Genomic DNA, 23,983 nt, shown 5'->3' on the forward strand with positions numbered 1-23,983 from the left:
TGGGTAGCGTCGTCGGAGTGCCGCCCAGCACCTGCGCGATGCTGGAACTGTCTGACGGCTCGGAGGGGCAGGATGGCTCAGTGTTCGGGCTTTATTCGATACAGTCCGTTATCAATATCCGAGCCGAAGTAAATCACTCCGTTGTTATCTACCGCCACGCCAGTCGGGATACCGCTGGGTGGCATCCCGGGGCCGGCGGGGAAGCCGATCGGCAGGTTTTCGGCAAGCACTCGGCGTTCGCCGTTTTCCGGATTCACCAGGGTCAGGCGCTGGGCGGCAGTTTCGGCAATGATGAACTGACCATCGGCCTGTTGGGCCAGTCCTTCAGGCATCAATAGGTCCTGGGCCAGGCGTGTGATTTGACCACTACTAGGATCTACCTGGGTGAGGAAACCGGCAGCCTCGGTCAGGTAGAGCATGCCATCCTGGCCCCGGACCATCTGTACTGGTCCTTGCAGACCCTGAGCAAGGGGCTGTCGTTCCTGCCATTGCTCGCCGCTGAGTATCACCAGGGTGCCTGCCCCCATTTCGCTGACCACCACCCGGCCAGGTTCCAGCTCGACCGCGGCACTGGGCGCGTTGAGTCCATGGATCATGGCCTGGGTGCTGTAATCGCTGCGGTTCAGGATTTGCAGGGTGCCGGTGGCGAAGCTGGTCAGCAGCAACTGCTTTTGCCCCAGGCCAACAGCGGTGGGGTACTCGACGTCAGAACCATGGGCCCGGCGGATATCGCGAACCTGACCAGTTTCAGTGTTAACCGCACGAAAAGTAAAAATGTCGCTGATATAGAGGGTCTTGGCGTCTTCGCTCAGGGTCAGGCCGGCCGGTACGGCCAGATCACCCTGGGTAATCACACGGCTTTCGCCTGTTAACGGGTTGATCTGCTGGATGCTGTTGTCGGCCATGTTGGAGACGAATATGCGGTCCTGCTGATCAATTGCCAGGTTGTCGAGCGAGCTGGCCAGCTGGGCGACCTGTTCGACCTGCCGGTTCTCGGCAGTGATGCGCAGCAACTGCCCGGTGAGGGTGTCGACGACGTACAGGTTGCCCTTGCTGTCGAAATTGACGGCCGCCGGGGTGCCGAATCCGTCGGCAACCACTTCCTGTCTGGCGCTGGCAGGATCAATACGAACCACTTGTCCCTTGAACCACAGGGGGCCATAAAGCCAGCCATCTTGTCCCACCTCAAAGCCGTTGAAGCCACCAAGGTCTTTGCCTATCAGCCGTGGCGGTTGCTGCGCGTTGATGTCAATTTCCCACAGCGCATCGCCGAGAAATACCTGGCTGGCATAAAGGGCGCCGGTGTCCTGGTTGAAGGCAATCGAGTTGATACCCGGCAGGCCGTCAGCCAGCACCCTGATGGGGGCCTGATCAGTTTCCCGGTACAGCACCTGGCCTGAGTAGAAACCGGTCCAGGCCATTTCCCCGCGCGGGCCAATGGCGATGTCATCGGCCTGTCCCTGGTCCGGGCCAATGAAGGTGCTCACCTGGCCCGTCTCTATATCGACCTGATAGATGCTGTTGCCTACCACACTGCCGGCCAGCAGACGACCTTGCTGGTCTACGGCCAGACCATGGACTCCTTTGAATGCAGATGGCGCAACCAGAACTTCAGGGGGCGAATAGCTGGCAGCGAAGCTGCAAGTGCTGATCAGGGTAGCGAGTACTGTCAGGGAGAAGCGGCCTGGCATGGAGCATCCTTGTTGTTGTGATTTGATTCTCGATTCTAGTCGGCTTGGTGGGGGTGAGAGGCTTTATTGCCGGGTGTGATGTTTGGTTATTACTACCAGACAGATCTGTTCGCGCTCGCAGAGCGCTCCTACCGGTGGTGCGGTGTGCTTGGGGTAGGAGCTGTCTGCGGTCGCGAAGGCATGCGGGCAAAGGTGTGGTTGAGTCAGGGGGCTGGGCGGCGCCAGACGCTGGCGAGCCAGGGCTGTTGGGCGCGGGGTAAACCCTGGGGGCGGTAGTAGTGTTCGAGCTCTATGAACCCGGCGTCCTGCAGCAATGCACGCCAGGTGGGCCAGTTGTAATAACAACCGTAGCGGTCATCGTTCCAGCCTTCTTCGTTATTGCCCCGGGGATTAGAGCTGAACAGGATGCCGGCTGGCTTGAGGCTGGCATAAAGCTGTTTGAGCACGCGGGGCAACTCCTGACTGGGGATATGAAACAGTACGGCGTTGGCAAAAATGCCGTCAAACCGGTTGCCAGGCAATTGCAGGTCAAGAAAATCCTGATGCCAGACTTCACAGCCGCTGGCCTGGTGGGCCATTTCGACGAATCGGGGGCAGCCGTCGAGACCTATGGGGCGGTGCCCGAGTTGGTTGAAGGTGCAGAGGTCGCGCCCCGGTCCGCAGCCCAGGTCGAGCAAATCAAAAGGGGCTTGGCCTGGTATGTGGCGTAGCAGGGCGTCGATGTTCTGGCTGACGTCATGCTCCCAAGTGCCGGCGCGAAAGCTTTCGGCCTGGTTTTGGTAGTGTCCGAGAGTCAATCCGCTGATCTGTTCAAGGTGGCTTGCGCTGAGTTTCATGCGGGTCCGGAAAAGGGTAGTGGGGCGCACAGTGTAGGCCGTGTGGAGCTGCTCGGGCCAGCAACCAGTGTCAGTGTCTGGTCTGGCGAGGTTTGAACGGGATAATCCGGGCTTGGATCGATTCAGAGCGCTGAGCGGAAGGGCCGTTGAGCATGACTTCACGTAATTCGCAGACCGAGTCCATCATCATTTGCGAGATTTTGAGACAGGCTTGCATGGGAGTCTTGGCGCGTTTGCGTTCCAATTCGATCCGAAAGATCAATCCCAGCAGACGCCGCCGCCTAGGTTCGGGCAGGTCTTCAAGGATTTCGTTGATCATGCGTTCGCGCAGACGTTCCAGGTCATCCGGCCGCTGTTCGGCCATAGTTCGCAGTTCATCGAAACTGGGTAATGCCATAGGTTGCCTGGCCATGTCGGCTCCTTGCGGAGAACCTGTGGGGTTCAGCCCGGTCATGCTGGTCTATAGCCATAGTGACCGTGCAACTGTCGGTTAATTCCATCCCCTGTAGTTGACTATAGATTGGAACAGGCCGTTTAGCTTCAGTGGCTGTGTTTTTCTGAGTGCATGGTACCGCTCAGGTGTGAGCCAGCGCACAAGCCGGACGCTTGGGTAGCGCATTCATTTCCCATGCCTGGCTCGGATGAGTATGGTCGGATCTCGGGCCAGGAGTGAACTTGACACAAATTGAAATGTCTCTTGGCTGGCGGAGCCCATAAGTGGAGCTTGACTGTACCGCCTTTCGACACCCTGCGAGGTTATCGAAGGGGAAATCCGTATTGAATTGAAGATATGTATGCCCATGACTCGTCACCTAACCGCATCAGTACCCCGTTTCAATCGTTCTTCCCGTCTGCGCTATGTGCCGGTGGCCTGCCTGCTGGGCGGTATGCTGTTGTTCAGCGGCGTTCTTCAGGCCCAGAGTGACAATACTCGCTGGGTCAGCGATAGCTTGAGCACCTACGTGCGCAGTGGCCCGACCGATGGCTATCGGATCGTTGGTACCCTGCAGTCCGGGCAGCGTGTTGAACTGGTAGCCAGCCAGGGCAATTACAGCCAGGTACGCAGTGAGTCAGGCAGCCTGGTCTGGATTCCCAGCGCCGATTTGCAAGAAGTACCGGGGCAGGCCGAGCGTTTGCCGCAACTGGAACAGAGAGTAGCTGAGCTCAGTGCTGAGCTGGGCAGCATCAATGAAACCTGGGAAACCCGGGTGCAGGGCATGCAGGAAACTCTGGACTCTCGCAAGGCCCTGATCGAAGAGCTGGAGGCAATGCGCTCCGCTTTGAATGAAGAGTTGAGTGCCACTCAGTCAGAGCTGCGCAGCGTCCAGGCACGCCTGGGTGATGAAAATCGTGGGGCGATGATGGATTACATGGTCTACGGTGGGAGCATTGCCGGGGTCGGCTTGCTGGCCGGGTTGATCCTGCCGAGCATGTTCCGGCGACGTAAGCGTAACGATGGCTGGGTATGAGGCTCGTTGCTGCTGGTAGTATGTGGGGATAAAGGAACCTCTGACTGGAAAAATGCATGCGCCAAGATGTAGTCAAGAAAGTATCGGTACACCCCAAGGGTAGCCTGGAAACCCTGTCCCAACGTGAGGTTCAGCAACTGAGTGAAGTCGGCTCGGGCAGTGCCTATGAGCTGTTTCGCCAGTGTGCCCTGGCGATTCTCAACACCGGAGCGCAAAGCGACAACGCCAAGACGGTGCTGGAAGCCTACCGGGATTTTGAGGTCCGCATTCATCAGGAAGACCGAGGGGTGCGGCTGGAGCTGATCAACGCCCCGGCCGATGCCTTCGTCGATGGCGATATGATTGCCAGCACCCGGGAAATGCTGTTCAGCGCCCTGCGCGATATTGTCTATACCGCCAGCGATCTGGGCCAGCCAGGGGCTGACCTGAGCAGCTCGCAGGGGATTACCGATTACGTCTTTCACTTGCTGCGCAACGCCCGCACCCTGCGACCTGGGGTAGAGCCGAAAATGGTGGTCTGCTGGGGCGGGCACTCGATCAGCATCGAGGAATACAAGTACAGCAAGAAGGTTGGTCATGAACTGGGGTTGCGCAGCCTGGATATCTGCACCGGCTGTGGTCCGGGAGTGATGAAGGGGCCGATGAAAGGGGCAACCATCGCCCATGCCAAGCAGCGAATCATTAACGGCCGCTACCTGGGCCTGAGTGAGCCCGGCATCATCGCCGCCGAAGCCCCCAACCCGATCGTCAACGAACTGGTGATCCTGCCTGACATCGAAAAACGTTTGGAAGCTTTCGTGCGGGTTGGTCACGGGATCATTGTATTCCCTGGTGGAGCAGGGACTGCCGAGGAGTTTCTGTACTTGCTCGGCATTTTGATGCACCCGGACAACGCCGATCTGCCATTCCCGGTCATTCTTACCGGTCCGCGCTGCGCCGAGGCCTATCTGCGCCAGTTGCATGAATTTGTTGGCGCTACCCTGGGTGACAAGGCTCAGGCCCGTTACCAGGTGATCATCGACAACCCCTCGGAGGTTGCCCGGCAGATGGCCAAAGGGCTCAAGGCCGTGAGCCAGTTCCGCCGTGAGCGTGATGATGCCTTTCATTTCAACTGGCTACTCAAGGTCGACGAAAGCTTCCAGCGTCCGTTCGATCCGACCCACGACAACATGTCAGCCCTGCAACTGCGTCGAGAGCTGCCGGCCCACCAACTGGCTGCCAGCCTGCGCCAGGCGTTCTCCGGCATTGTTGCCGGCAACGTCAAGGACCGCGGCATCCGCCTGATCGAGCAACACGGTCCCTATGAAATTCATGGCGACCCCAGTGTGATGCAACCGCTCGACCGACTGCTGCAGGCCTTCGTCGACCAGCAGCGAATGAAACTTCCAGGCGGCACGGCCTATGAGCCTTGTTATCGGGTGGTGAGTTGAGATTCTGGGCTTTCCTCCTGGGAGGCGGGAGCATCTGCTCCCGCTGAGAACTCGCTGCATCCCCTGCCTTGAGCAGATGCTCAAGGCTCCCAGGATCAGTATTTTATCTGGGACTTGCCAGGCCAGCCGCTGATCCGTTAGAGTCGAACTCAGTTAAATCGGAGCTATCCATGTCATCCAGCATTGCACACAGCCTTACTCGCACCAGCGCCCTTCGCGCTGCGGCGGTTTGTGCGCTGTCGTTGCTGGGCAATGGGTATTTCTATTTTGGGTATTGGTTTAGCCGCTTGCGCGCCTGATACCCCAACAGGCGCCCGCGTTTCAGGGTCGCCACCAGACACAGCAAAACCCCGGTCGGCAACCCGACCGGGGTTTTTTGTTTTTGCCATGCAGCAATGAGGACAGCACAGATGAACACTTACCGCACCTACTCGGGTTATTACCGCACCTGGCGATTTAGCAGCGCTAACGCCTGCACATCCGGACACCATTTACGAACACTTCGCTAGTGCCGAGGCGCGAGAGGCGCCCGGCCAAGGAACCCGAATCATGACTGCTACCGTTACCGCCCTGTCAGCCCGCGACCTGACCCTGATCGATACTTCGTCACCCGCCCGTCGCCGCAGCCAGCCGCTGCCAACTCCGGCCATTCTGCGCCAGCGCCTGCCGCTCAAGGCTGCGCTTGCCGAGCAGATTGAGCAACAACGCAACAGCATTCGCGCCGTACTCGATGGTGCCGACCGGCGTCTGCTGGTGATCGTGGGGCCCTGTTCCCTGCACGATCCGGTGGCGGCACTGGAATACGCCGACCGCCTGGCCGAGTTGAATGCTCAGGTCGATGATCAACTGCTGCTGGTGATGCGTGCCTACGTTGAAAAGCCGCGCACTACAGTAGGTTGGAAAGGCCTGTTGTACGATCCGCATCTGGATGGCAGCAGTGATATGGCCGAAGGGCTGGCGCTGTCACGGCGGTTGATGCTGGCCATTGCTGAGCGTGGCTTGCCGGTCGCGACTGAGCTGTTGCAGCCACTGGCGGCCGGTTACCTGGATGATCTGCTCAGTTGGGCGGCGATTGGCGCGCGTACCAGTGAGTCGCAGATCCATCGGGAAATGGTTAGCGGTTTGGATTTGCCGGTTGGCTTCAAGAACGGCACTGACGGCAGCCTGGCGATTGCCTGCGACGCCATGCGTTCGGCTGCGCATCCGCACCAGCACTTCGGCGTCGACGATCATGGCCTGCCGGCGCTGATCCAGACTCAGGGTAACCCTGACACCCATCTGGTCCTGCGTGGTGGTCACGCGGGCCCCAACTTCCATTCGGCGGCAGTAGCAGAAGCCAAGGCTGCGCTGGACAAGCAGAGCATTGAAGCCAAGCTGATTGTCGATTGCAGCCATGCCAACAGTGGCAAAGACCCGCTCAAGCAGCCGGCGGTGCTTGACTCGGTCATTGATCAGCGCCTGGCAGGCGACAACACCTTGCGTGGGGTTATGCTCGAAGGTCATCTGTTCGATGGCTGCCAGCCGCTCAAGGCTGAGCTGCGTTACGGGGTGTCGATCACCGATGGTTGCCTGGGCTGGAGCGCGACGGAACAGGCTTTGAGCAAGGTGGCTGCGCGGTTGCGTAGCGCATGAGCACTCCTGGGATCTGCTCAGGTTCCTCTGAGCAGATCGTGCTCGTTGAGCAGCTCGTACGCAACTTCTGGATTACGTTCCAGCCCCCGGCGAATGGCGGCCGGGATGGATTGGCGGATTTTACGGCATAAGCCGTCCTGCTCATGGACCACAATCCGGATGCCGCGCATGCTGCGCACTTCGTTGTGGCCAGGGGTTATTTCGGTGCGTAGCCCCAGTTGTTGCTCCATGCGCTGTTGCAGTTTGCGCAGGTCGTCCAGGCTGGCACAGTTTTCCAGTCGTGCCAGCAGGCGCTTTTCTTCATGCTGGGTTAGCAGCAGAATGCGCGGGTCGGCTGCGGGGTTGTCCAGCAGGGCATCCCGGTTGCAAATGCAGGTGCCGGGAGGGCAGGGCTGGCGAATGGGTGGGCTGGATGTCGTTATTGGCATCAGGTCGCTTTCGGCGCTGGCGGATGCGCTTATCCTGCGACCTTTGCCGCTGCGGTGCAATCTTTGCCTGCGTTCAGGTTTGCTCGCTATTGATCCATTTCACCACGCGGGGTGGCTGATAGTCGCTTACGGCCTGCAGCAGGCTTTCGACACTCGGCTCTACGATCAGCATGTCGCGGTACACCGGCTTGAAAAAGCCCTGCTCGACACAGTGGTCTAGAAAGTCGATCAGCTTGTCGTAATAGCCGCTGACATTGAACACTGCGCAGGGCTTGCGATGATGACCAAGCTGGGCCCAGGTCCAGACTTCGAACAGCTCTTCAAAAGTGCCGACGCCGCCGGGCAGGGCAATGAAACCGTCGGACAGCTCGGCCATCATGGCCTTGCGTTCGTGCATGGAGCCGACCACCTTGAGTTTAGTCAGCCCTTCATGGGCCAGCTCGCGATCCACCAGTGCCTTGGGGATTACCCCGATGACTTCGCCACCGGCAGCCAGTGCCGCATTGGCGACTTCGCCCATCAGGCCGACCTGCGCCCCACCATAGACCAGACCAATCCCCGCCTTGGCGAGTGCCGTACCCAGTTGATTGGCTGCTTCGAGATAGTCGGGCCGATTACCACTGCTGGAACCACAAAAAACACAAATGCGCACAGTCACTCCTTGGCGTTGGCGGAAAAAGGGGCAGGCTAACCTGCATGGCGAGTCATGATATACGCTGAGGTTGCAGTTTCAATAGTGACAGTTAGCCTCAAAATTTCAGTGAGAAAGAAGGCGTAGGTCTGGTTTGTGTAAACTGTGTTTCGCATGTTCTGATTCATAACTTACGGTTTTCATTATGCATATCCGCCCCATGCACCCCGATGACCTCTCTGCTGCAGCCGAGGTCCACCGTCTGGCTTTTGTGCGGCAGAAGCAGTCGGAGCAATGGCTGGCTTCGACGCTGGCGGCGTTTCCGCGTTTCTTGTGTTTTGTGGCCGAAGAGGCAGGGCAGGTGCTGGGTTTCATTCTCTGGGCGCAGAAGAGCGGCTTTCGTGATCAGGCTGTGCTGGAACTGGATCAGTTGGCGGTGCTACCGGCGGCCCAGGGGCGCGGTATCGGACGCCGGTTGATTGTGCAGTCGCTGCCGCTGGTGCGTGAACAGTTGGTGCGTCAGGGCTCGAGTCTCAAGCATGTGATTGTCAATACCCGCGCCGACAACCACGCGCAAAAACTCTACCGCGATACCCTGGGGGCGCAGGTGGAGGCTACTATCCGTGATCTCTATTCCGCTGATGAGGTGTTTATGGTCGCGCGCCAGGTAGATGAGGGCGCACGGGGCCGATAACCCTGTCAGCCTCGGCGCTGCACCCGCTTGAACGTCTCCGAGGGATTTTCCCCGAATAACGCTTTGTAATCACGGGCGAACTGGCCGGGGTGCCAGAAGCCGTGCTGCGCGGCGATGGCTGCGACCGTGCTGTCTGGCGCTGGGTTGCTGAGGGTGCGGCGTACCTGATTGAGGCGGGCGCTGCGCAGAAACTGTAGCGGGCTGATACCGAGGATGCTTTCAAAACTGTATTGCAGGGTGCGCCGGCTGACGTGCAGGCGCTGGCAGAGTTCAGGAATGCTCAGGTCGGCGTTGGGCTGCTCGTGGATCAAGGCCTTGATCCGGTCCACTACCTGTTTGCGTCGGGCGTAACTTGGCGCGCTGCGCTCGGCCTGCGGGCTGTTGTCGAGCAAATCGAGCAGCGCTTCGCTGGCCAACTGGCGTTGCTGGCTGGAGCCGAGGCCACGGGCGTTCAGATCAAGCACTTGCTGCAATATCTGCCGGATGCGGTTGAGTTGCCCCTGGCTGGCGCTCAGGCGCGGGCTGTCGGACAGCCGGGTCAGGTCGATGCGGCGCTCCTGCTGCTCGGCAAGCTTTAGCAGCATTTCCTCGCGGATGACGATGCCGTAGATGTCGAAGCTGTCCGGGGTAATAAGTTCGAAATCGCGCTCACCGGGGCGGCACATCAGTTGCTCAGCGCTGAGCGGCAGGCCGTTGATGCGGCAGTCGGCATTCTGCACAGGAATGCCCAGCCAGAGTGCGTCCTTCCAGACATTGCATTGCTGGCGCAGGGCGCGGTTGGTGTGCTCGCGGAACAGCTGGCAACCCTCCAGCGCCACTTCATCGATGCGGCCATAGAAGCGCCCACCACCCAACTGATCGTATTCCTGTTGCCAGTTGGTCAGGTTGTGCGCATGTTCATCGGCGTCCTGTGCCTCACGCGTGCTCCGGTTTGGTGCGTTCACGGTTGTTGGATGCTGCATGGTTGCGCGCTCGCTTGTGGGGTAGAGCCATCCTACTCTGGTCGATTACTGATGTGTATTTATAACTATCTGATTTAAATAATAAAAACTAAATTTGCCGAATCTTGATAGACGGCTGGAACAGCCATCGCATTGATCTTGGTCACAGCAATTTGCATGCCCGAGGTTACTGCATGAGTTATGCCTATCGTTACACGCTGGGTAGCCACACCTATCAGTTCCGTGATCTGGCTGAACTGATGGCCAAGGCGACCCCTGCACGTTCTGGCGACCGCCTGGCCGGGGTGATTGCGCTGTCGGCTGAAGAGCGTGCGGTGGCGCAGATGCTGTTGGCCGAGCTGCCGCTCAAGACCTTTCTCAACGAAGTGCTGGTGCCTTACGAGCAGGACGAAGTCACCCGGCTGATCATTGATGAGCATGATGGGGTGGCTTTCGCGCCGATTGCCCATCTGACTGTGGGTGACTTTCGTAACTGGCTGCTCAGTGATCAGGCTACGCCTGAACTGCTGCAGTCGGTGCGCGCTGGTATTACCCCGGAAATGGCGGCGGCGGTGAGCAAGATCATGCGCAATCAGGACCTGATTCTGGTGGCGCGCAAGTGCCATGTGGTCAGCGCCTTTCGCAACACCATTGGCCTGCCGGGGCGGCTATCGACCCGGTTGCAGCCGAACCACCCGACCGATGATGTGAACGGTATTGCCGCAAGCATTCTCGATGGTCTTTTGTACGGCAATGGCGATGCGGTGATTGGCATCAACCCGGCAACCGACAATGTGGTCCAGGCCACGCGATTGATGTCGCTGATGGCCGAGGTAATCGAGAAGTACCAGATTCCCACTCAGTCCTGCGTGCTTACGCATGTAACCAACACCATTGAATGCATCGACGCCGGTGCCCCGGTGGATCTGGTGTTTCAGTCAATTGGCGGCACTGAGGCGACCAACAGCAGCTTCGGTTTCAATCTTGCCACCCTGGCTGAGGCACAGCAGGCAGCGCTGAGCCTCAAGCGCGGCAGTGTCGGCAACAATGTGATGTATTTCGAGACCGGGCAGGGTAGTGCGCTGTCGGCTAATGCTCACCACGGGCTCGATCAGCAGACCTGTGAGGCTCGGGCCTATGCGGTGGCGCGCAAGTTCAGCCCGTTGCTGGTCAATACCGTGGTTGGCTTTATCGGCCCGGAGTACCTCTTCGATGGCAAGGAGATCATTCGCGCGGGGCTTGAGGATCACTTCTGCGCCAAGTTGCTTGGCCTGCCGATGGGCTGTGATGTCTGCTACACCAACCATGCCGAGGCCGACCAGAACGACATGGACAATCTGCTGACCCTGCTCGGGGTGGCGGGCTGCTCGTTCGTCATGGGCATCCCCGGCTCGGACGACATCATGCTCAATTACCAGACCACCTCGTTCCACGATGCACTCTACGTGCGCCGGGTACTGGGCTCGCGCCCTGCGCCTGAGTTTGAACAGTGGCTGATGCGCATGCAGATCATGCGTGATGCTGATCGGCACATTCTGCACGAGACCTTGCCTGAGCCGTTCGCCCGATCACTGCGGGCATTACCGGGAGGCCGGGCATGAAACCTACCGTCATTGAAAACCCCTGGCGGCGGCTGCGTGCTTTTACCGATGCCCGTATCGGTCTGGGGCGGGCCGGCATCAGCCTGCCGACCAGCGAGTTGCTGGCCTTTCAACTATCGCATGCCCAGGCGCGTGATGCCGTGCACTGCCCTCTGGATGTGCCGGCGCTGTGCTCGGCGTTGGCTGGGGTACCGGCGTTGGCGGCGCAGGGCCGGCCGCTGGAATTACACAGCCAGGCCAGTGACCGCCAGACCTACCTGCAACGCCCGGATCTGGGCCGGCGTCTGGATGAGACTTCACGCCAGTTGCTGATTGCCCAGGCCATTGAGCAGCCGAGCGATCTGGCCATCGTCATAGTCGATGGGCTGTCGTCGCTGGCGATACAGCAGAACGCCGCACCCTTTCTTGAGGCTTTTCTGGCTCTGCTGGCTGAGCAGGTTCCCGACTGCCAACTGGCACCGATCAGCATAGTACGGCAGGGCCGGGTGGCGATTGGCGATGACATAGGTGCGCTGCTGAATGCGCGCGCGGTGTTGCTGCTGGTGGGGGAACGCCCAGGGCTCAGCTCGCCGGACAGTCTTGGTCTGTATCTGACCTGGGCGCCGCGTCCGGGGCTGACCGATGCGGCGCGCAACTGCATTTCCAACGTGCGCCCTGCCGGGTTGCCCTGGGCTGAGGCGGCACACCGGGCGCTGTATCTGCTGCGTGAGGCGCAGCGCCTACAACTCTCCGGCGTGGGGCTGAAAGATCGCAGCGCCTCGGCGGTGATCGAGCATGGCGCCAGCCGGCGCAATTTTCTGGTTTCCGAGTAACGCCGGGGAGGGCGTTGCTCACGTTGTGGTAATCATCTGGGTTGAGGAGTGATCATGTCCCATGACAATCGGGCCTATCTGGCCAAACGGCAGCTCAAGCGCGGCAGTGCAGGAGCCATCCTGCTTGCCGGGTTGGGTGTTTCCTATGTTATTTCCGGTAATTTTGCCGGCTGGAACTTTGGTATTGCAGAGGCGGGCTGGGCCGGCTTCGCTATCGCCGCAGTGCTGATGGCGGTGATGTACCTGACGTTGGTGCTGTCGCTGGCGGAAATGTCGGCGGCGATTCCGGCTGCTGGTGGTGGCTACAGCTTTGCTCGGCAGGCCATGGGCCCGACCGGTGGCTTCTTTACCGGGCTGGCGGTGCTGATCGAGTATGCCCTGGCCCCGGCGGCTATTGTCATCTTCATTGGTGCAGCGGTGGAAGCGCTGATCGGCGTCAACGGCCCCTGGGTCTATGCGGCCTTCTACGCGGTGTTTATTGGCATTCATCTGGCGGGTGTTGGTGAAGCGCTGAAGACCATGATGATCATCAGCGGTCTGGCGGTGTTCGCCATTGTCGCCACGGGGGTCGCGTTGGTGATGCACTTTGATGTGTCCAACCTGTTCGATGTACCGGTCAGCGAAGCCGCTGGTGCCAGTGCATTGCTGCCGCTGGGCTGGTACGGGGTGTGGGCGGCGCTGCCGTTCGCCATGTGGCTGTTCCTGGCTGTCGAGGGCGTGCCGCTGGCTGCCGAAGAGGCCAAGGATCCGGGTCGTGACGTGCCGCGCGGTATCATCGGCGCCATGCTGTTCCTGCTGTTTACCGCGCTGCTGGTCGTGGTGCTGGTGCCGGGTGCTGGTGGTGCCGCCGCCATGGGCGGTAGTGAAGTGCCGCTGGTGGACGCGCTCAACGCTACGGGCCAGGGCGGTCTGGCAACGCTGGTCAACGTGTTGGGGCTGGCCGGTCTGGTGGCCTCGTTCTTCTCGATCATCTACGGCTACAGCCGCCTGGTATTTGCCCTGTCGCGCGCTGGCTACCTGCCCACCTCGTTGTCGCTGACTACCGAGCGCAAAGTACCGGCGCGGGCTCTGATCGTGCCTGGTGTATTCGGCTTTCTGGCTTCGTTGAGTGGTGAGGGCGACCTGATGCTGGCGATGGCGGTGGTGGGCGCTACGGTGTCCTATGCACTGATGGCGTTCAGTCACATCCTGCTGCGGGTACGTCAGCCGGAGCTGCTGAGGCCTTATCGCACCCCGGGCGGGGTCGTGACCTCGAGCATTGCACTGGTGCTGTCGCTGGTGGCGCTGACCGGAGTCTATGCCTTCGACCCGCGTGCGTTCTTCTTCACCCTTGGTCTGTTCGTGATTGGTGCGGTCTACTACTTCGGTTACAGCCGTAAACGCCTGGTACTCAAATCTGCGGACGAAGAGTTTGCCATGCTGGCGGAGGCGGAGGCCGAACTGGCACCGGCAGTCTGATGAGACGGCAAGGGCGCTAAACACAACAAGGGCTGCTGTCAGGGTGGCCCTTGTTGCGTTGGCGTTGCCAGAGTGTGTGACGGAATATTAGTGGCTGCAGGTGCCTCGAGCGACACATTGGGACAATGTCCAGACCCACCCGATTCTTGTCGGATATCACGAAGACTTGCGTAGAGCAGGCTTCAGCTATTACTTCGCCGTGTACGTAATAGGATTCGCCTTCAACAGGAACAAAACTTACCGAAGGGTCACAAGGATAGGTGACGTTATGGCCATGCCAGGTAAACATACTTTCCACACTGATACGAGAGCCGGCTGGTATGGTCACCGGCCCATTTTTGGGTGATTTCACGCTAAGGCGACTGCTATGGATACATATCCACGGATCAGGCAGTGATGAGAGGTCAATCTGGGCTGTGGCGCCCTGAGGTTGAATGTCGTAGTTTTGATAGGTTTGGCAGCCGACAAGTCCCACGGCCAGAATAATGCAGATGAGGTGTCTCATTTTCTGGACCCTTTTACGCCGTCGGTGTATTTCGCAATGATCTCGTTGGCAGAGAATGAGTTTGCACGCGGGGAGTCTTCCTGAAGAACAAATACTTTCGCAGTGGGCTTGCCATTAACGCTTGAGATGTTGAGGAAAATACATAGGTGCCTTTTTAATGCTTCGCAGCAAGTGCTGGGTCTGATTTAACCGACCACTTAACTACATGCTATAAATTATTCAGGTTCAGCTTGTTGTTTTACGTGCCAAATCGAAAAAGGACATCAATTGCATATCAGAGCTTGGCTCCATCAGGCAGTTGATCCATCCGCCCGAGCACAGGGCGTTTCGCTATTCAATCTGGTGATTTGTGGGCTGATCCTGATAGCGGTTCTGATTGCTGTTCTCGAAACCGAGCAAACATTGGTTGATCAGTTCCCGGTCTTTTTCTACTTGGCCGAATGGCTGTTCTTTATCGTTTTTGCTGCCGAGTTTTGCCTCAGGGTTTATGTCGCTCCGCTTAACCCACTGTTCACTGGCCGTTTTGGCCGTATTCGCTATCTGTTCAGTCTGTGGGCCCTGATAGACCTGCTGGCGCTGTTGCCGTTTTTGCTCACAGGTACCGATGTCACCGCCTACTACCTGCGCCTTGCGCGTCTATTGCGTGTATTACGGATCGCCCGGCTCGGCCGTTTTACCCACGCCTGGGCCATGCTCGGTGGTGCCTTTCATGCTCGCCGCTATGAACTTTTGATCAGCGCACTGATTGCTTTATTACTGCTACTGGTATCCAGCACCTTTCTCTATCTGCTTGAGGCCGAAGGCCAGCCGGACGCCTTTGGAAGCGTACCCCGTGCCCTGTGGTGGAGTGTGGCGACACTCACGACGGTGGGCTATGGTGATGTAACACCTCTGACGGCAGCCGGTAAGTTTTTTGCGGGTATTACAGCCGTAGCCGGTATCGGTTTGGTGGCCATGCCCACTGGCATCCTGGCGGCGGCGTTCAGTGATGCGTTTCAGAAGCAGCGGGGAGAAAAGCAAGGTGGGTAAGCTGGTTATGTAGCTGCATTGTTATAAACACAATAAAAAGGATGACCGCACATGGAACGCCCAGATTTTGCAGTTCAAGGCGAAGTCGCTCGATTGATCCCTGTTGTGGCTGACACAAGCCGCGAACAGCGCGCAGCATCAGTTCTACTTGCCGCATTGCGTGGCGTGTATGAATTTCGACAGATGATGTTTGCATCTCTTGGGCATCGTGTCAGCGGTAGGGCACGCATAGGTGCCTGGACTGAGGTCGCATTGGAGTGTGATTTGGACGTGCCGAAAAAAGACCGTCCTGATGGTCTGGTGCAAATGGTTACCGGCAGTAAGCAATGGTCAACCTTGATCGAAGCCAAGATCGGCAATGCCGAGGTCGATGCCGAACAGCTCAAGCGCTATCTGCTACAGGCCAAAAAGAACAAGATCGACGCGGTCATTACCATCACGAACCAGTTTGTTGCACTGCCAACCCACCACCCGGTCAAACTTCCCAAGTCATTGCTGAAGGGACTTGAGCTGTATCACTGGTCATGGATGTATGTGGTTACCCAGGCCACGCTATTGCTCGATTCAGGAGAAATTACCTCCCCGGATCAGCGCTTCATTCTTGAAGAAGTGCTTCGCTTTTTTAGTCATGATTCCAGCGGCATTACGCGCTTCGAGAGCATGAACCGGGAATGGAAAGACGTTGTTGCCAAAGTGAAAAGTGGCGCGGTACTCAGCAAGACCAGTGAAGAGGTTGAAAACACGGTTTCCAGCTGGCATCAGGAGCAGCGCGACCTGTGCCTGGTAATGAGCCGCAAGCTGCGCAGGCAGGTCAAACAGAAGATCAGCAAGGCGCATCGAGGAGACCCGGTGCTGAGGTTGAAAGAGGAGTGTGAGCAGTTAGCCAAGGAGCAAAAACTGGTTTGCTGCCTGGATATTCCAGATGCTGCAGCCGACCTGGAAATCGTCGCGGATCTGACCAAACGCACCATAATCTGCTCAATGCGCCTTGCTGCTCCGCAAGACAAGCTTCGGAGCTCAGCCCGTGTAAACTGGCTTATCAAGCAGGTGAGCAAGGCAAAAACAGACGGTATTTACGTCAAGGCCATCCGCCCCGGTCGAGCAGAAGAAACACAAACCCCATTGGCCAAACTCCTGGTAGACGGCAATGCATTGGAGACCTTGTCAACCAACGTAGCGCCCAGTGCATTCGAGGTCTTTTACATGGCCGATCTGGGTGCTCGCTTCTCAGGCCCCAAAGTCTTTATCGAAGAACTTGAAAAGGCCGTACCGCACTTTTACCAGGAGGTCGGGCAAAAACTCAGAGCCTGGGTGGCCCCGCCTCCCAAGTTGCAGAAGCGCGATCCGGTCGAAATTTTGGCGATCGAAGATAGTGAGGAGGCAGAGCAGGCAGTCAGTGATTCTGCTGAGTAAGTCTTTCCGAAGACCGGATTTTATACAATGCAGTAGTGGTCTTTATCGCCGGAAGCGGTTAACTTGACTGCATGGCATTAAGCCACTGGCAGGAGCCCAAGGATGGCACGTAGACGTACCTCGGATTTTGAAAAGCTGATAGACGTACTTGCCAAGCTGCCCTGGTGGGTCAGTTTGTTGATCGGCTTTATTGCCTGGTTGATACTCCATCAGGTTGCTTCCAGCCCGGCGGTTACGTCCACCACAGGCAAGCTAGAAGATATTTCTGGTCTCTTCCTGAGCCAGATATGGCACGCTTTCGCGCAGTTTGGTCAATACCTGATCCCCGTTGCCTGTGCGCTCGGTGCACTCGGCTCCATTGCTGCCCGCCGTAAACGCAAAAAACTCCTCCAAAACGTCAATGCTGCGACCCAGCCTGGCAGAGCCATAGATGGCTTGAGCTGGCAGGCGTTCGAGTTGTTGATTGGTGAAGCCTTTCGCAAAAAGGGTTACAGCATTACCGAAACCGGTGGCAAAGGGGCTGACGGCGGCATAGACCTTATCCTGCGCAAAGAAGGCGAAAAGTATCTGGTGCAGTGCAAGCACTGGCGCTCGTTAAAAGTGGGCTTGCCGGTGATGCGCGAGTTCTTTGGGGCTATGGCAGTGGAGGGTGCTGCGGGTGGATACGTGGTCACTTCGGGGCAGTTTACTGCGGAAGCTAAGGCCTTTGCGGAAGGGCGGAATATTCAATTGATTGATGGCAACGAGCTCAAGCCGTTGCTGGGAAATCCAAGCCCTACATCTGCTGTTGTCGAGCCAGCCATTGCTACCAGACCTTTCCAACAGCCATTGGCTTCAGAGCCTTTGTGCCCGCTTTGCAGGAGTGCAATGGTCAAGCGCACCGCTAGGCAGGGTAGAAATGCGGGCAATGATTTTTGGGGGTGTAGCGCTTATCCGAAGTGTAAAGGGGTGGTGAATGTATAGAGTCAGCGGAAAGCGCTGTCGTGAGGAAACAATATTCAGGGGGCTTGAAGCCAACAAGAGGTGAGGCCTGCCCCCCCCTGACACTTTCAATGATCCCTAACCGCAGTTTGAAAATCAACTTCAGTACAACGCCCAATATACAGGGGAATGCTATGAAAAAATTGATAATGGTTATGCCGCTTTTACTTGTGAGTCTTTTTATTTCTGGGTGCGCATTGAAACCTCCACCCGCTGTTACACCGCCTGATAACGCCAGGATAGGCTTTATGGTGCTGATAGATGAGCAACCCCAGCATTTTCATGTTGGAACCTTGAGGTATCAGAATTTCATTCGTTCCGACGTTTCAGATTGGGGTATCAAGGAGGAGCTTAATGCTTATGTTGTGGAGAAACTTGATGGTGTGAATGGTCAGCAGGTTGTTCTGGTTGAGCCAACACCTGGGCTTCAGTCTCGGGCAACAAAGATGATCAAGCCAGGCTGGGACAGTCTTTTGTTCAATGATGCAATTGAGGATCATGTACTCGCATCCCTAGCCGGTCATGATCTCGACTTTCTTCTCACTGTAGAGCCGATGGAAGGTGATATTGAATACGGCGTATCAGTAACAGCCAGCAATTACGGGCTATATACTCGTTGCCACTTTATACAGGGATGCAATGCAAGGGCGCTTCGACATTTTACTGTCAGAGCTTATGCGCTAAACCCCCTCAGGCTTGCCGCGATGGTTGATATACAACAAGGCACGACAGCAGTTGAGGATAGTCGTGTGGAAATCAACTGGCCAGAGGATATAAACAATCTTTCCGCACAGGAATTAGACAGGGCGAAAGAGCTTGTGACTGCATCTGCGTTACGGTCAATAGATATGGTCGCTAAAAACGCCAGTTTTCATTCGCGTTAAAAGCATCGAGTAAATGGGGGGGTTACCATCACTTGGTTTTGCTCAACGATTTGAACTTGCCTGGCCGCATGGCGATTGACCAGATAACCTGCTTGCGCCCCTTGTGCTTATCCCGTTTTTGAACGCCGGTATAGCCAGCTTTACCGCACACATGGAAATAGTCGGGGTCAGATGAAGATTCATTCAGGATCAGTTCAGAGAAGCAGGGATATTTTCATCTGACCCGATTTCTGTGACCCCGATTTCCTCCAGTTTGCTGATCGTGACCGCACGATAGGCATCTATAGCCTTTCGCACATTGTCTGCATTCCCCTTTTGGCTGTTTTGGTAGTGCTTTAACGTCTTGTGCAGGTAACGCCTTGCAATGCTCTCCTGTTTGAGGGTGTCTGCCTGCCAGATTTTATCGCCTACGGGGCTGATCTTTTGCCACTCGGCCATTTCCTTTTGCTCCGCCGAGACGAGCAACACCTCATAAAAACGTTGGTTTTCGCTCACCAGCACCTCCTCTTTGAGTCTGAAATCCAGAGCAATCAATTGCTGGCGCAGAGGGTATTCCTGATGAATTGGGCAGAGCAGAAAATCGAGCTGGGCGCGGGGATGCTGGTGATGAATCGCCTGGATAAACCGCGTAGTCAGGTCTCCACCCACACCGGCAATGATGATCAGATGCTTGCCGGGATAGTGCTCCAGTGGCAGTGCGGCAGTATCCAGGCAGTGGGTATACCAGTTGTTGGATGTCACTGGATAAAAGCGCTGGAGTTTTTCGTTCAACTGATTGATCAGCCTGGGCAGCACGTCAACAAAGTGGATGTGCGGTGCCGCCTGATCGGAGAGCAGCGCTGCGCCGAGCAGGCCGTGATCACAACAGCAGTCCCAGATGTGGGTATAACCGGGCGGGACCATGGATCTGATTTGATTGAGGCGTTTGCTAAGTTTCACAATCTGGCCTGGGGTGCATGCCCGGAAAGGGCGTGGGGTGATTGGGTGCTAGTGTAATGGTCCGAGATGAATTGGCGAAGGCGATTGCTCAAGTGCAAACATAGGCTGCCGTTGGCGTCTGGAGAGAAATCAGGGTCAGACAGTCAAGGCGTTCGGGTCATTGATATCACTCCCCAAACGCCCGCCCATCCAGATAAAACAACCACTCCGCCACCAGCGTAGGCCGTCCATCCTCCAGTTCAAGCTGCACGTGCTGCTTAAGCAAACAGCCCCCATTGGGCTTGTGTGCCAGCTCACGGGCACCCACACGCGCCCTAAACTTCACCCCCACCGGCATCTGGCCGACAAAGCGCAGCCGATCAAAGCCGTAGTTAAGCGCAAAGTTCTTGTCGATGGCGGGCCGGGCTTTCATGGCTTCGGCGTGCAACTTGATCAGGTGCGACACCTGCAAGAATCCCTGCACGATGGTGCCGCCATAGTCGGGCTCCTGGGAGGCGCGTTGAGGGTCGAGGTGGACCCATTCACCTTCACCGTCGCCGGTCAGTGCGGCGTACTCGTCTACCATCTGCTGGGTGATCACGTGCCAGTCGGACAGGTGGTCCTGGCCATTCAGTACGGCCGTTTCAAAATCGCTGCGTAGCGTGTTCATGTTTACCTCGTTCCATTATCGGGGTTGTCAGGCCAGCCCTGGCTTGCTTCGGTTCTGCTGCCAGACCATGGCGACCAGCAGCGCTGAAAACACGCCGCCGATCAGGGTTGTGATCAGGCCTGGGAAGCTGAAGGCGAAGCCTGCGGCAATCATGGGTAACCGCTGCCAGGGTTTCAGCAAGCCAGCTCCGAGCAGGTAGCCCTCCAGACCGCCGGAAATCAACATGATGCCGATGATGATCGAGGGTAATACGTAAACCAGTGGTGTCAGATCGCCCTGCAGAACCAGCGCGGGCTGGAACAGGAAAAACAGCGGCACAAAGTAGATGACAATGCCCAGGCGCATGGCGGTGAAGGAGGTTCTCATCGGCCTGGCTCCGGCTATGGTGCCAGCCAGAAAAGCCGCGGCGCCGACCGGTGGGGTGATGGCCGAGAGCATGGCGTAGTAGACAATAAAAAAGTGCACAGCAATGGTGTTCAGCCCGCCAACTTCAATAATGGCTGGGGCCAGGGTGACGGCCAGAAAGATATAGGCGACGATGGCCAGACCGGCCATGCCCATGATGAAGCAGGCGATGATGCCGAACAGGATCACCAGAAACACGTTGTCACCACCCAGACCCACCAGGCCGGAGGTCACTGAGCCGGTGACGCCGGTAATGGTCAAGGCGCTGACCACAAAGGCGATTGGCAGGATGATGGCGGCGGTCTGGGTGACCAGTACGCCGATTTGCCGAATGGCGCTGAACAGGCGGGCGGGCGTGAGGCGGGTCTCCTTGCGTAGGAACGACAGGCCGATCATCAGGATGCAGGCATACCAGGGCGTGTAGTACTCCCAGCGCATATACAGCAGCCCCCACATGAGAAACAACATCACGAACAGGAAGGGCCAGCCGCTCAGCAGCACCTTGCGGGTGGAGGGCAGTTCGTCCTTCGGCATGCCCTTGATGCCGGTACGGGCGGCGTAGGCATCGACCTGCAGGATCAGGCCGAAGTAGAACAGTAATGATGGCAGGATCGCAGCGATCATGATCACCGCATAATCCACGCCGATGGTGATGGCCATAACAAAAGCGATGGCGCCCATTACCGGCGGCATGACCACACCACCGGTGGAGGCGCAGGCCTCGATGGCGCCGGCGTAGTGGGGCGGATAGCCGGCTTTTTTCATGGTCGGGATGGTGATGGAGCCGGTGCCGGCGATATTGGAAAAGATCGAGCCGGACAGGCTGCCCATAAAGGCGCTGGCCACCACAGCCACCTTGGCCGGACCGCCGCGATAGCGGCCGAAACTGGCGTTAGCCAGATCGATGAAGAAGGTTCCCGCTCCGGTCGCCAGCAGAATCCCGGCAAACACCAGAAAGCCGAGGATGATCTCGGCAACGATCTTGGTGGTGATGCCCATCATGCCTTCGGCGCGGAAGATGTAAGACTCCAGCATGTGGTCGAACTGATAGGGCACGCCCATGATCAGCCCAGGGAAATGGTTGGCGACCAGCGGGTAGAGTCCGATCACCAGCACCACCAGCAGAAACGGCAGGCCGCCACTGCGCCGGGCCAGCTCCATCATCAACAACCAGACAACAATGCCCAGATACAGGCTGCTCCAGCCAGCCTGGACCATTTCCCAGGCGTTGGTGGCAAAGTAAAAGCTCACGGCCAAGATGGCGATAGCCGCGAGGATGTCATAAACCGGTATCTTCGACTGACCGGACTTGGCAGGCAGGGCCAGAAAGGCGGCTGCGGCGAAGAAGCCAATGAAGATCCAGTAGTACTCACCTTCTAGCATGCGTCGGCCGTCCCAGGTCAAACCGAAGATATAGGCTATCCCGGTGACCAGCCCGCAGACGCTGAGCAGCACAAAGGCAATGCTCTGCCACGAATACGCCTCACCCAGCCGAGTGACCTCGTTACCCTGTGCAGCTTCTTCAGCAGTGATGGTGTCGGTGTTCATGGTGATCCTTTTTCAGGCCCGGTTTATGACGACGCTGGTCATGACAACCCTGGGTATGGCGTGCTTTTTTGATCAAAGACGGGTACGGAAGCCTTCCAGCCCGTGCGTATGCTTTTCCACAATGGCCATAAAGGCTTGGTTGTTTCTGCCCGGTTGGATTCCCTTTTCTTTGGCCTCATCCAGGGCCGCCTGCCTGGCGGAGATCCAGCTGTCCATCTTCTCGATAGCCTCCTGATTCCAGCGGTCGTCCTCCTCGGTCCAGGCACCGATCTCCTTCAGGTAGCGGACAGTGCCCTCGTGAATGGGGAGAGGGGAGCGGTCCAGGTAGTCCCGGAACACCTCCAGGCTCATCCGTGTGGACAGCGGGTGGGAGCCCTTGTAGCGATCAAAGGCCTGGTGAAACCACCTGGCCAGGGTGTAGGCGAGGGCTTCGTCGAGATCCGCTGGTGCGGCATAGAGGAAGTTCGAGGCGAGGCCATCCACGCCTCTGGCGCTGGCAACGCCCATGGTGATGGGGCCGGGTACGGCCATGGGACTGTGCTCGAGGAAGCGTTGCCATCCCGCTTCGTCATCCAGATCCATGGCGAGCCAGCGAATGCCACCGGGCGCACCTTCCAACTCGGCCATTACCGAACTGACGGATGCGCAATAGGCAACATCAGCCCGGCCTTCAATAACCGATCGGCAGTTTTCGACATAGCTGCTGGCGGCGATAAAGTTGAAGTGTGTGGCGCTTTCCTCTGGGGTCATACCCAGGAAAGCCGGGAGCCCGTCCCTGACGGTGGTCATCATAGGGATCGAGAATTGCCCCTGGGCAACCCGCAGACCGCTGCGTTTGAGATCGTCCATGCTGTGCAGATCGGAATCGCCTGCGACGACGAAGGTCCAGGGGGTATCGTTGTGATGCCAGATGACGCGTTGTGGGACCGGCATCATGGTGGCGTAGTGACCGATGCCCTGGATTTGAAAGCGCAGTTCAGCGGCAGAGACCGAGCTCAGCAGCAGATCGCGCCGCTCGGTAAGGCGCCGATGCCGCTGGATTTCGCTGTCTTCCGGCACGACGCGGACGTTGGAGCCCAGCTCTTGCTGCAGCATTGGCCCCCAGCCATTGGTCGAAGCAAAGCTGCCGCTGGAGGTGCCGGGGGTGCCTATCACCAGCAGGTGCGGCATATCGTAGGTGTCCGCATTGGCCAGACTGGTGCTGCCAAACGCAAGCAGGCCTGCAAGCGACAAGCTTGCACTCAACCTGCTCTTGGGCGATGTGATTCTCATGAGCTTCTCCGATCTTTTATTTTTATCGTGATTGCTCGTCCCTGCTCTTCACTCACAACTGGTCAATCCAAACTACGGTTGATGCTCTGCCAGTGTCAATAAAGCGGGTCTACCATGCCGGCTGGAGAAAACACCTGATTCATGTGGTGAATGACAGACAAGCTGACAGGTTTGTATTGTGGTAGTGACTATCGATCCGGGCGCTGTCATTCGCTATGGGGCTGTCGCTCCTACAGATACACGCAGATCTGGGTGCTTTGATCTAACCCGCTATGATGTGCTTCCCACCGTGCAACGGCTTGAACAGGTCGCCATGTCCAGCAACGCTATCTATACCGACCTGTCGGCGTATTACGATGTGATGTGTGCGGATATCGACTACAGGGCGCAAAACCAATGTGCATGCAGGCTTGGCAAGCGGTGTGCTGTTTTGCTTTAACGCGGTCGACAACCGCAGGATCGATAACCAGTCCTTTGTCTCGCACAGCGTTCGGCACGTGGGTACGGAATTCAATTTCAGCTCCGGTTGGTACTATGCGGGTGAGGGCGAGCAACAGGTGTGGCAGGACCAGCACGCTATGGTGGCGGTGAGTTTCAACGAACTGGCTACGCTGCTGGAGCCCTATTTTGAGGTGCACGTACTGGAGCATGATTACCAGTGCATCATTCCCTGGGATGATGTCTCAGGGAATGCCCTTTTTGCCTGTGTAAAGATCTGAGGGCCCAAGAGTACTT

21 protein-coding genes and 2 pseudogenes are annotated in these 23,983 nt (G+C 57.7%); 12 read left to right on the plus strand and 11 right to left on the minus strand.

Translation table 11 applies throughout. The annotated features are described in order from the left end of the window. Positions 1 to 77 precede the first annotated feature (77 nt). The 3 genes from BVH74_RS11295 to BVH74_RS11305 all read right to left on the minus strand — a co-directional run bounded on the left by BVH74_RS11295 (position 78) and on the right by BVH74_RS11305 (position 2,939). Positions 78 to 1,691, minus strand: coding sequence for a Vgb family protein (locus BVH74_RS11295; RefSeq protein WP_080050170.1), 1,614 nt, complete (start codon positions 1,689 to 1,691; stop codon positions 78 to 80). Between the two features lie 203 nt (positions 1,692 to 1,894). Then, positions 1,895 to 2,527, minus strand: a complete 633-nt coding sequence (locus tag BVH74_RS11300) for a class I SAM-dependent methyltransferase (protein WP_080050171.1) — start codon at positions 2,525 to 2,527, stop codon at positions 1,895 to 1,897. A 70-nt stretch (positions 2,528 to 2,597) separates the two neighbouring features. Next, complete coding sequence (locus BVH74_RS11305) at positions 2,598 to 2,939, minus strand: DUF3135 domain-containing protein (protein WP_165443836.1); 342 nt, start codon at positions 2,937 to 2,939, stop codon at positions 2,598 to 2,600. A gap of 388 nt (positions 2,940 to 3,327) precedes the next feature. Here BVH74_RS11305 and BVH74_RS11310 point away from each other — a divergent pair, with 388 nt between their 5' ends. The 3 genes from BVH74_RS11310 (at position 3,328) to BVH74_RS11320 (ending at position 7,058) form a co-directional block, all read left to right on the plus strand. Next, a complete protein-coding gene (locus tag BVH74_RS11310; protein ID WP_373279446.1) occupies positions 3,328 to 3,996 on the plus strand; it encodes a TIGR04211 family SH3 domain-containing protein in 669 nt (222 codons plus the stop codon). Between the two features lie 56 nt (positions 3,997 to 4,052). Beyond that, a complete protein-coding gene (gene ppnN / locus BVH74_RS11315; protein WP_080050174.1) occupies positions 4,053 to 5,426 on the plus strand; it encodes a nucleotide 5'-monophosphate nucleosidase PpnN in 1,374 nt (457 codons plus the stop codon). 549 nt (positions 5,427 to 5,975) lie between these two features. After that, a complete protein-coding gene (locus BVH74_RS11320; protein ID WP_080050175.1) occupies positions 5,976 to 7,058 on the plus strand; it encodes a 3-deoxy-7-phosphoheptulonate synthase in 1,083 nt (360 codons plus the stop codon). A 17-nt stretch (positions 7,059 to 7,075) separates the two neighbouring features. Here BVH74_RS11320 and BVH74_RS11325 read toward each other — a convergent pair whose 3' ends face one another. Together BVH74_RS11325 and BVH74_RS11330 are read right to left on the minus strand one after the other, a co-directional pair. Beyond that, positions 7,076 to 7,486: a hypothetical protein gene (locus BVH74_RS11325; protein WP_080050176.1), complete on the minus strand. Its 411-nt coding sequence runs from the start codon at positions 7,484 to 7,486 to the stop codon at positions 7,076 to 7,078. A gap of 73 nt (positions 7,487 to 7,559) precedes the next feature. Then, a complete protein-coding gene (locus BVH74_RS11330; protein WP_080050177.1) occupies positions 7,560 to 8,138 on the minus strand; it encodes an LOG family protein in 579 nt (192 codons plus the stop codon). A 184-nt stretch (positions 8,139 to 8,322) separates the two neighbouring features. Here BVH74_RS11330 and BVH74_RS11335 point away from each other — a divergent pair, with 184 nt between their 5' ends. Further along, on the plus strand, positions 8,323 to 8,811 hold the full coding sequence (locus BVH74_RS11335) for a GNAT family N-acetyltransferase (protein WP_218189129.1): 489 nt from the start codon (positions 8,323 to 8,325) through the stop codon (positions 8,809 to 8,811). 5 nt (positions 8,812 to 8,816) lie between these two features. Here the strand turns inward: BVH74_RS11335 and BVH74_RS11340 are convergent, their stop codons facing one another. Then, positions 8,817 to 9,755, minus strand: coding sequence for a helix-turn-helix domain-containing protein (locus BVH74_RS11340; protein WP_218189130.1), 939 nt, complete (start codon positions 9,753 to 9,755; stop codon positions 8,817 to 8,819). Between the two features lie 191 nt (positions 9,756 to 9,946). Here BVH74_RS11340 and BVH74_RS11345 point away from each other — a divergent pair, with 191 nt between their 5' ends. The 7 genes from BVH74_RS11345 to BVH74_RS11375 all read left to right on the plus strand — a co-directional run bounded on the left by BVH74_RS11345 (position 9,947) and on the right by BVH74_RS11375 (position 18,435). Then, the gene (locus BVH74_RS11345; protein ID WP_080050179.1) at positions 9,947 to 11,353 is read left to right on the plus strand and encodes an ethanolamine ammonia-lyase subunit EutB; all 1,407 of its coding nucleotides are present in this window, start codon (positions 9,947 to 9,949) and stop codon (positions 11,351 to 11,353) included. After that, on the plus strand, positions 11,350 to 12,165 hold the full coding sequence (eutC, locus tag BVH74_RS11350; RefSeq protein WP_080050180.1) for an ethanolamine ammonia-lyase subunit EutC: 816 nt from the start codon (positions 11,350 to 11,352) through the stop codon (positions 12,163 to 12,165). Before BVH74_RS11345 ends, eutC begins: the two co-directional genes overlap by 4 nt. A gap of 54 nt (positions 12,166 to 12,219) precedes the next feature. Next, complete coding sequence (gene eat, locus BVH74_RS11355; RefSeq protein ID WP_080050181.1) at positions 12,220 to 13,623, plus strand: ethanolamine permease; 1,404 nt, start codon at positions 12,220 to 12,222, stop codon at positions 13,621 to 13,623. A 772-nt stretch (positions 13,624 to 14,395) separates the two neighbouring features. Beyond that, entirely contained in the window at positions 14,396 to 15,157 is a 762-nt protein-coding gene (locus BVH74_RS11360) for a potassium channel family protein (protein ID WP_218189131.1), read from the plus strand. 51 nt (positions 15,158 to 15,208) lie between these two features. Continuing rightward, positions 15,209 to 16,570 (plus strand): hypothetical protein, encoded by a 1,362-nt coding sequence (locus BVH74_RS11365; RefSeq protein ID WP_080050182.1) that lies wholly within the window; start codon positions 15,209 to 15,211, stop codon positions 16,568 to 16,570. 102 nt (positions 16,571 to 16,672) lie between these two features. After that, on the plus strand, positions 16,673 to 17,533 hold the full coding sequence (locus BVH74_RS11370; RefSeq protein ID WP_080050183.1) for a restriction endonuclease: 861 nt from the start codon (positions 16,673 to 16,675) through the stop codon (positions 17,531 to 17,533). Between the two features lie 152 nt (positions 17,534 to 17,685). Further along, positions 17,686 to 18,435 carry a hypothetical protein gene (locus BVH74_RS11375; protein ID WP_155121712.1) on the plus strand — a complete coding sequence of 250 codons (750 nt, stop codon included), beginning with the start codon at positions 17,686 to 17,688 and terminating at the stop codon, positions 18,433 to 18,435. Positions 18,436 to 18,472: 37 nt separating this feature from the next. Here the strand turns inward: BVH74_RS11375 and BVH74_RS19105 are convergent. The 5 genes and pseudogenes from BVH74_RS19105 to BVH74_RS11395 all read right to left on the minus strand — a co-directional run. Next, positions 18,473 to 18,586, minus strand: a pseudogene (locus BVH74_RS19105) (IS5/IS1182 family transposase); the annotation flags it as partial. A 38-nt stretch (positions 18,587 to 18,624) separates the two neighbouring features. Continuing rightward, the gene (locus BVH74_RS11380; RefSeq protein WP_080050185.1) at positions 18,625 to 19,374 is read right to left on the minus strand and encodes a tRNA (adenine(22)-N(1))-methyltransferase; all 750 of its coding nucleotides are present in this window, start codon (positions 19,372 to 19,374) and stop codon (positions 18,625 to 18,627) included. Positions 19,375 to 19,540: 166 nt separating this feature from the next. Further along, a complete protein-coding gene (locus BVH74_RS11385; protein ID WP_080050186.1) occupies positions 19,541 to 20,023 on the minus strand; it encodes a MaoC/PaaZ C-terminal domain-containing protein in 483 nt (160 codons plus the stop codon). A gap of 27 nt (positions 20,024 to 20,050) precedes the next feature. Beyond that, positions 20,051 to 21,976 carry a TRAP transporter permease gene (locus BVH74_RS11390; RefSeq protein ID WP_080050187.1) on the minus strand — a complete coding sequence of 642 codons (1,926 nt, stop codon included), beginning with the start codon at positions 21,974 to 21,976 and terminating at the stop codon, positions 20,051 to 20,053. 72 nt (positions 21,977 to 22,048) lie between these two features. Continuing rightward, positions 22,049 to 23,248, minus strand: a complete 1,200-nt coding sequence (locus BVH74_RS11395) for a TAXI family TRAP transporter solute-binding subunit (RefSeq protein WP_080050188.1) — start codon at positions 23,246 to 23,248, stop codon at positions 22,049 to 22,051. A gap of 395 nt (positions 23,249 to 23,643) precedes the next feature. On the opposite strand from BVH74_RS11395, the pseudogene BVH74_RS11400 reads away from it, so the two are divergent. Further along, positions 23,644 to 23,967, plus strand: a pseudogene (locus BVH74_RS11400) (SAM-dependent methyltransferase); the annotation flags it as partial. Positions 23,968 to 23,983 lie beyond the last annotated feature (16 nt).

The organism is Halopseudomonas phragmitis, from assembly GCF_002056295.1.
Classification (GTDB): Bacteria; Pseudomonadota; Gammaproteobacteria; order Pseudomonadales; family Pseudomonadaceae; genus Halopseudomonas; species Halopseudomonas phragmitis.

Excerpts from the sequence above, each read along its gene's own strand:
- BVH74_RS11295 (WP_080050170.1), bottom strand. The coding sequence starts at position 1,691 with ATGCCAGGCCGCTTCTCCCTGACAGTACTCGCTACCCTGATCAGCACT.
- BVH74_RS11300 (WP_080050171.1), bottom strand. The coding sequence starts at position 2,527 with ATGAAACTCAGCGCAAGCCACCTTGAACAGATCAGCGGATTGACTCTC.
- BVH74_RS11305 (WP_165443836.1), bottom strand. The coding sequence starts at position 2,939 with ATGGCCAGGCAACCTATGGCATTACCCAGTTTCGATGAACTGCGAACT.
- BVH74_RS11310 (WP_373279446.1), top strand. The coding sequence starts at position 3,328 with ATGACTCGTCACCTAACCGCATCAGTACCCCGTTTCAATCGTTCTTCC.
- ppnN (WP_080050174.1), top strand. The coding sequence starts at position 4,053 with ATGCGCCAAGATGTAGTCAAGAAAGTATCGGTACACCCCAAGGGTAGC.
- BVH74_RS11320 (WP_080050175.1), top strand. The coding sequence starts at position 5,976 with ATGACTGCTACCGTTACCGCCCTGTCAGCCCGCGACCTGACCCTGATC.
- BVH74_RS11325 (WP_080050176.1), bottom strand. The coding sequence starts at position 7,486 with ATGCCAATAACGACATCCAGCCCACCCATTCGCCAGCCCTGCCCTCCC.
- BVH74_RS11335 (WP_218189129.1), top strand. The coding sequence starts at position 8,323 with ATGCATATCCGCCCCATGCACCCCGATGACCTCTCTGCTGCAGCCGAG.
- BVH74_RS11345 (WP_080050179.1), top strand. The coding sequence starts at position 9,947 with ATGAGTTATGCCTATCGTTACACGCTGGGTAGCCACACCTATCAGTTC.
- eutC (WP_080050180.1), top strand. The coding sequence starts at position 11,350 with ATGAAACCTACCGTCATTGAAAACCCCTGGCGGCGGCTGCGTGCTTTT.
- eat (WP_080050181.1), top strand. The coding sequence starts at position 12,220 with ATGTCCCATGACAATCGGGCCTATCTGGCCAAACGGCAGCTCAAGCGC.
- BVH74_RS11365 (WP_080050182.1), top strand. The coding sequence starts at position 15,209 with ATGGAACGCCCAGATTTTGCAGTTCAAGGCGAAGTCGCTCGATTGATC.
- BVH74_RS11370 (WP_080050183.1), top strand. The coding sequence starts at position 16,673 with ATGGCACGTAGACGTACCTCGGATTTTGAAAAGCTGATAGACGTACTT.
- BVH74_RS11375 (WP_155121712.1), top strand. The coding sequence starts at position 17,686 with ATGAAAAAATTGATAATGGTTATGCCGCTTTTACTTGTGAGTCTTTTT.
- BVH74_RS11385 (WP_080050186.1), bottom strand. The coding sequence starts at position 20,023 with ATGAACACGCTACGCAGCGATTTTGAAACGGCCGTACTGAATGGCCAG.
- BVH74_RS11390 (WP_080050187.1), bottom strand. The coding sequence starts at position 21,976 with ATGAACACCGACACCATCACTGCTGAAGAAGCTGCACAGGGTAACGAG.
- BVH74_RS11395 (WP_080050188.1), bottom strand. The coding sequence starts at position 23,248 with ATGAGAATCACATCGCCCAAGAGCAGGTTGAGTGCAAGCTTGTCGCTT.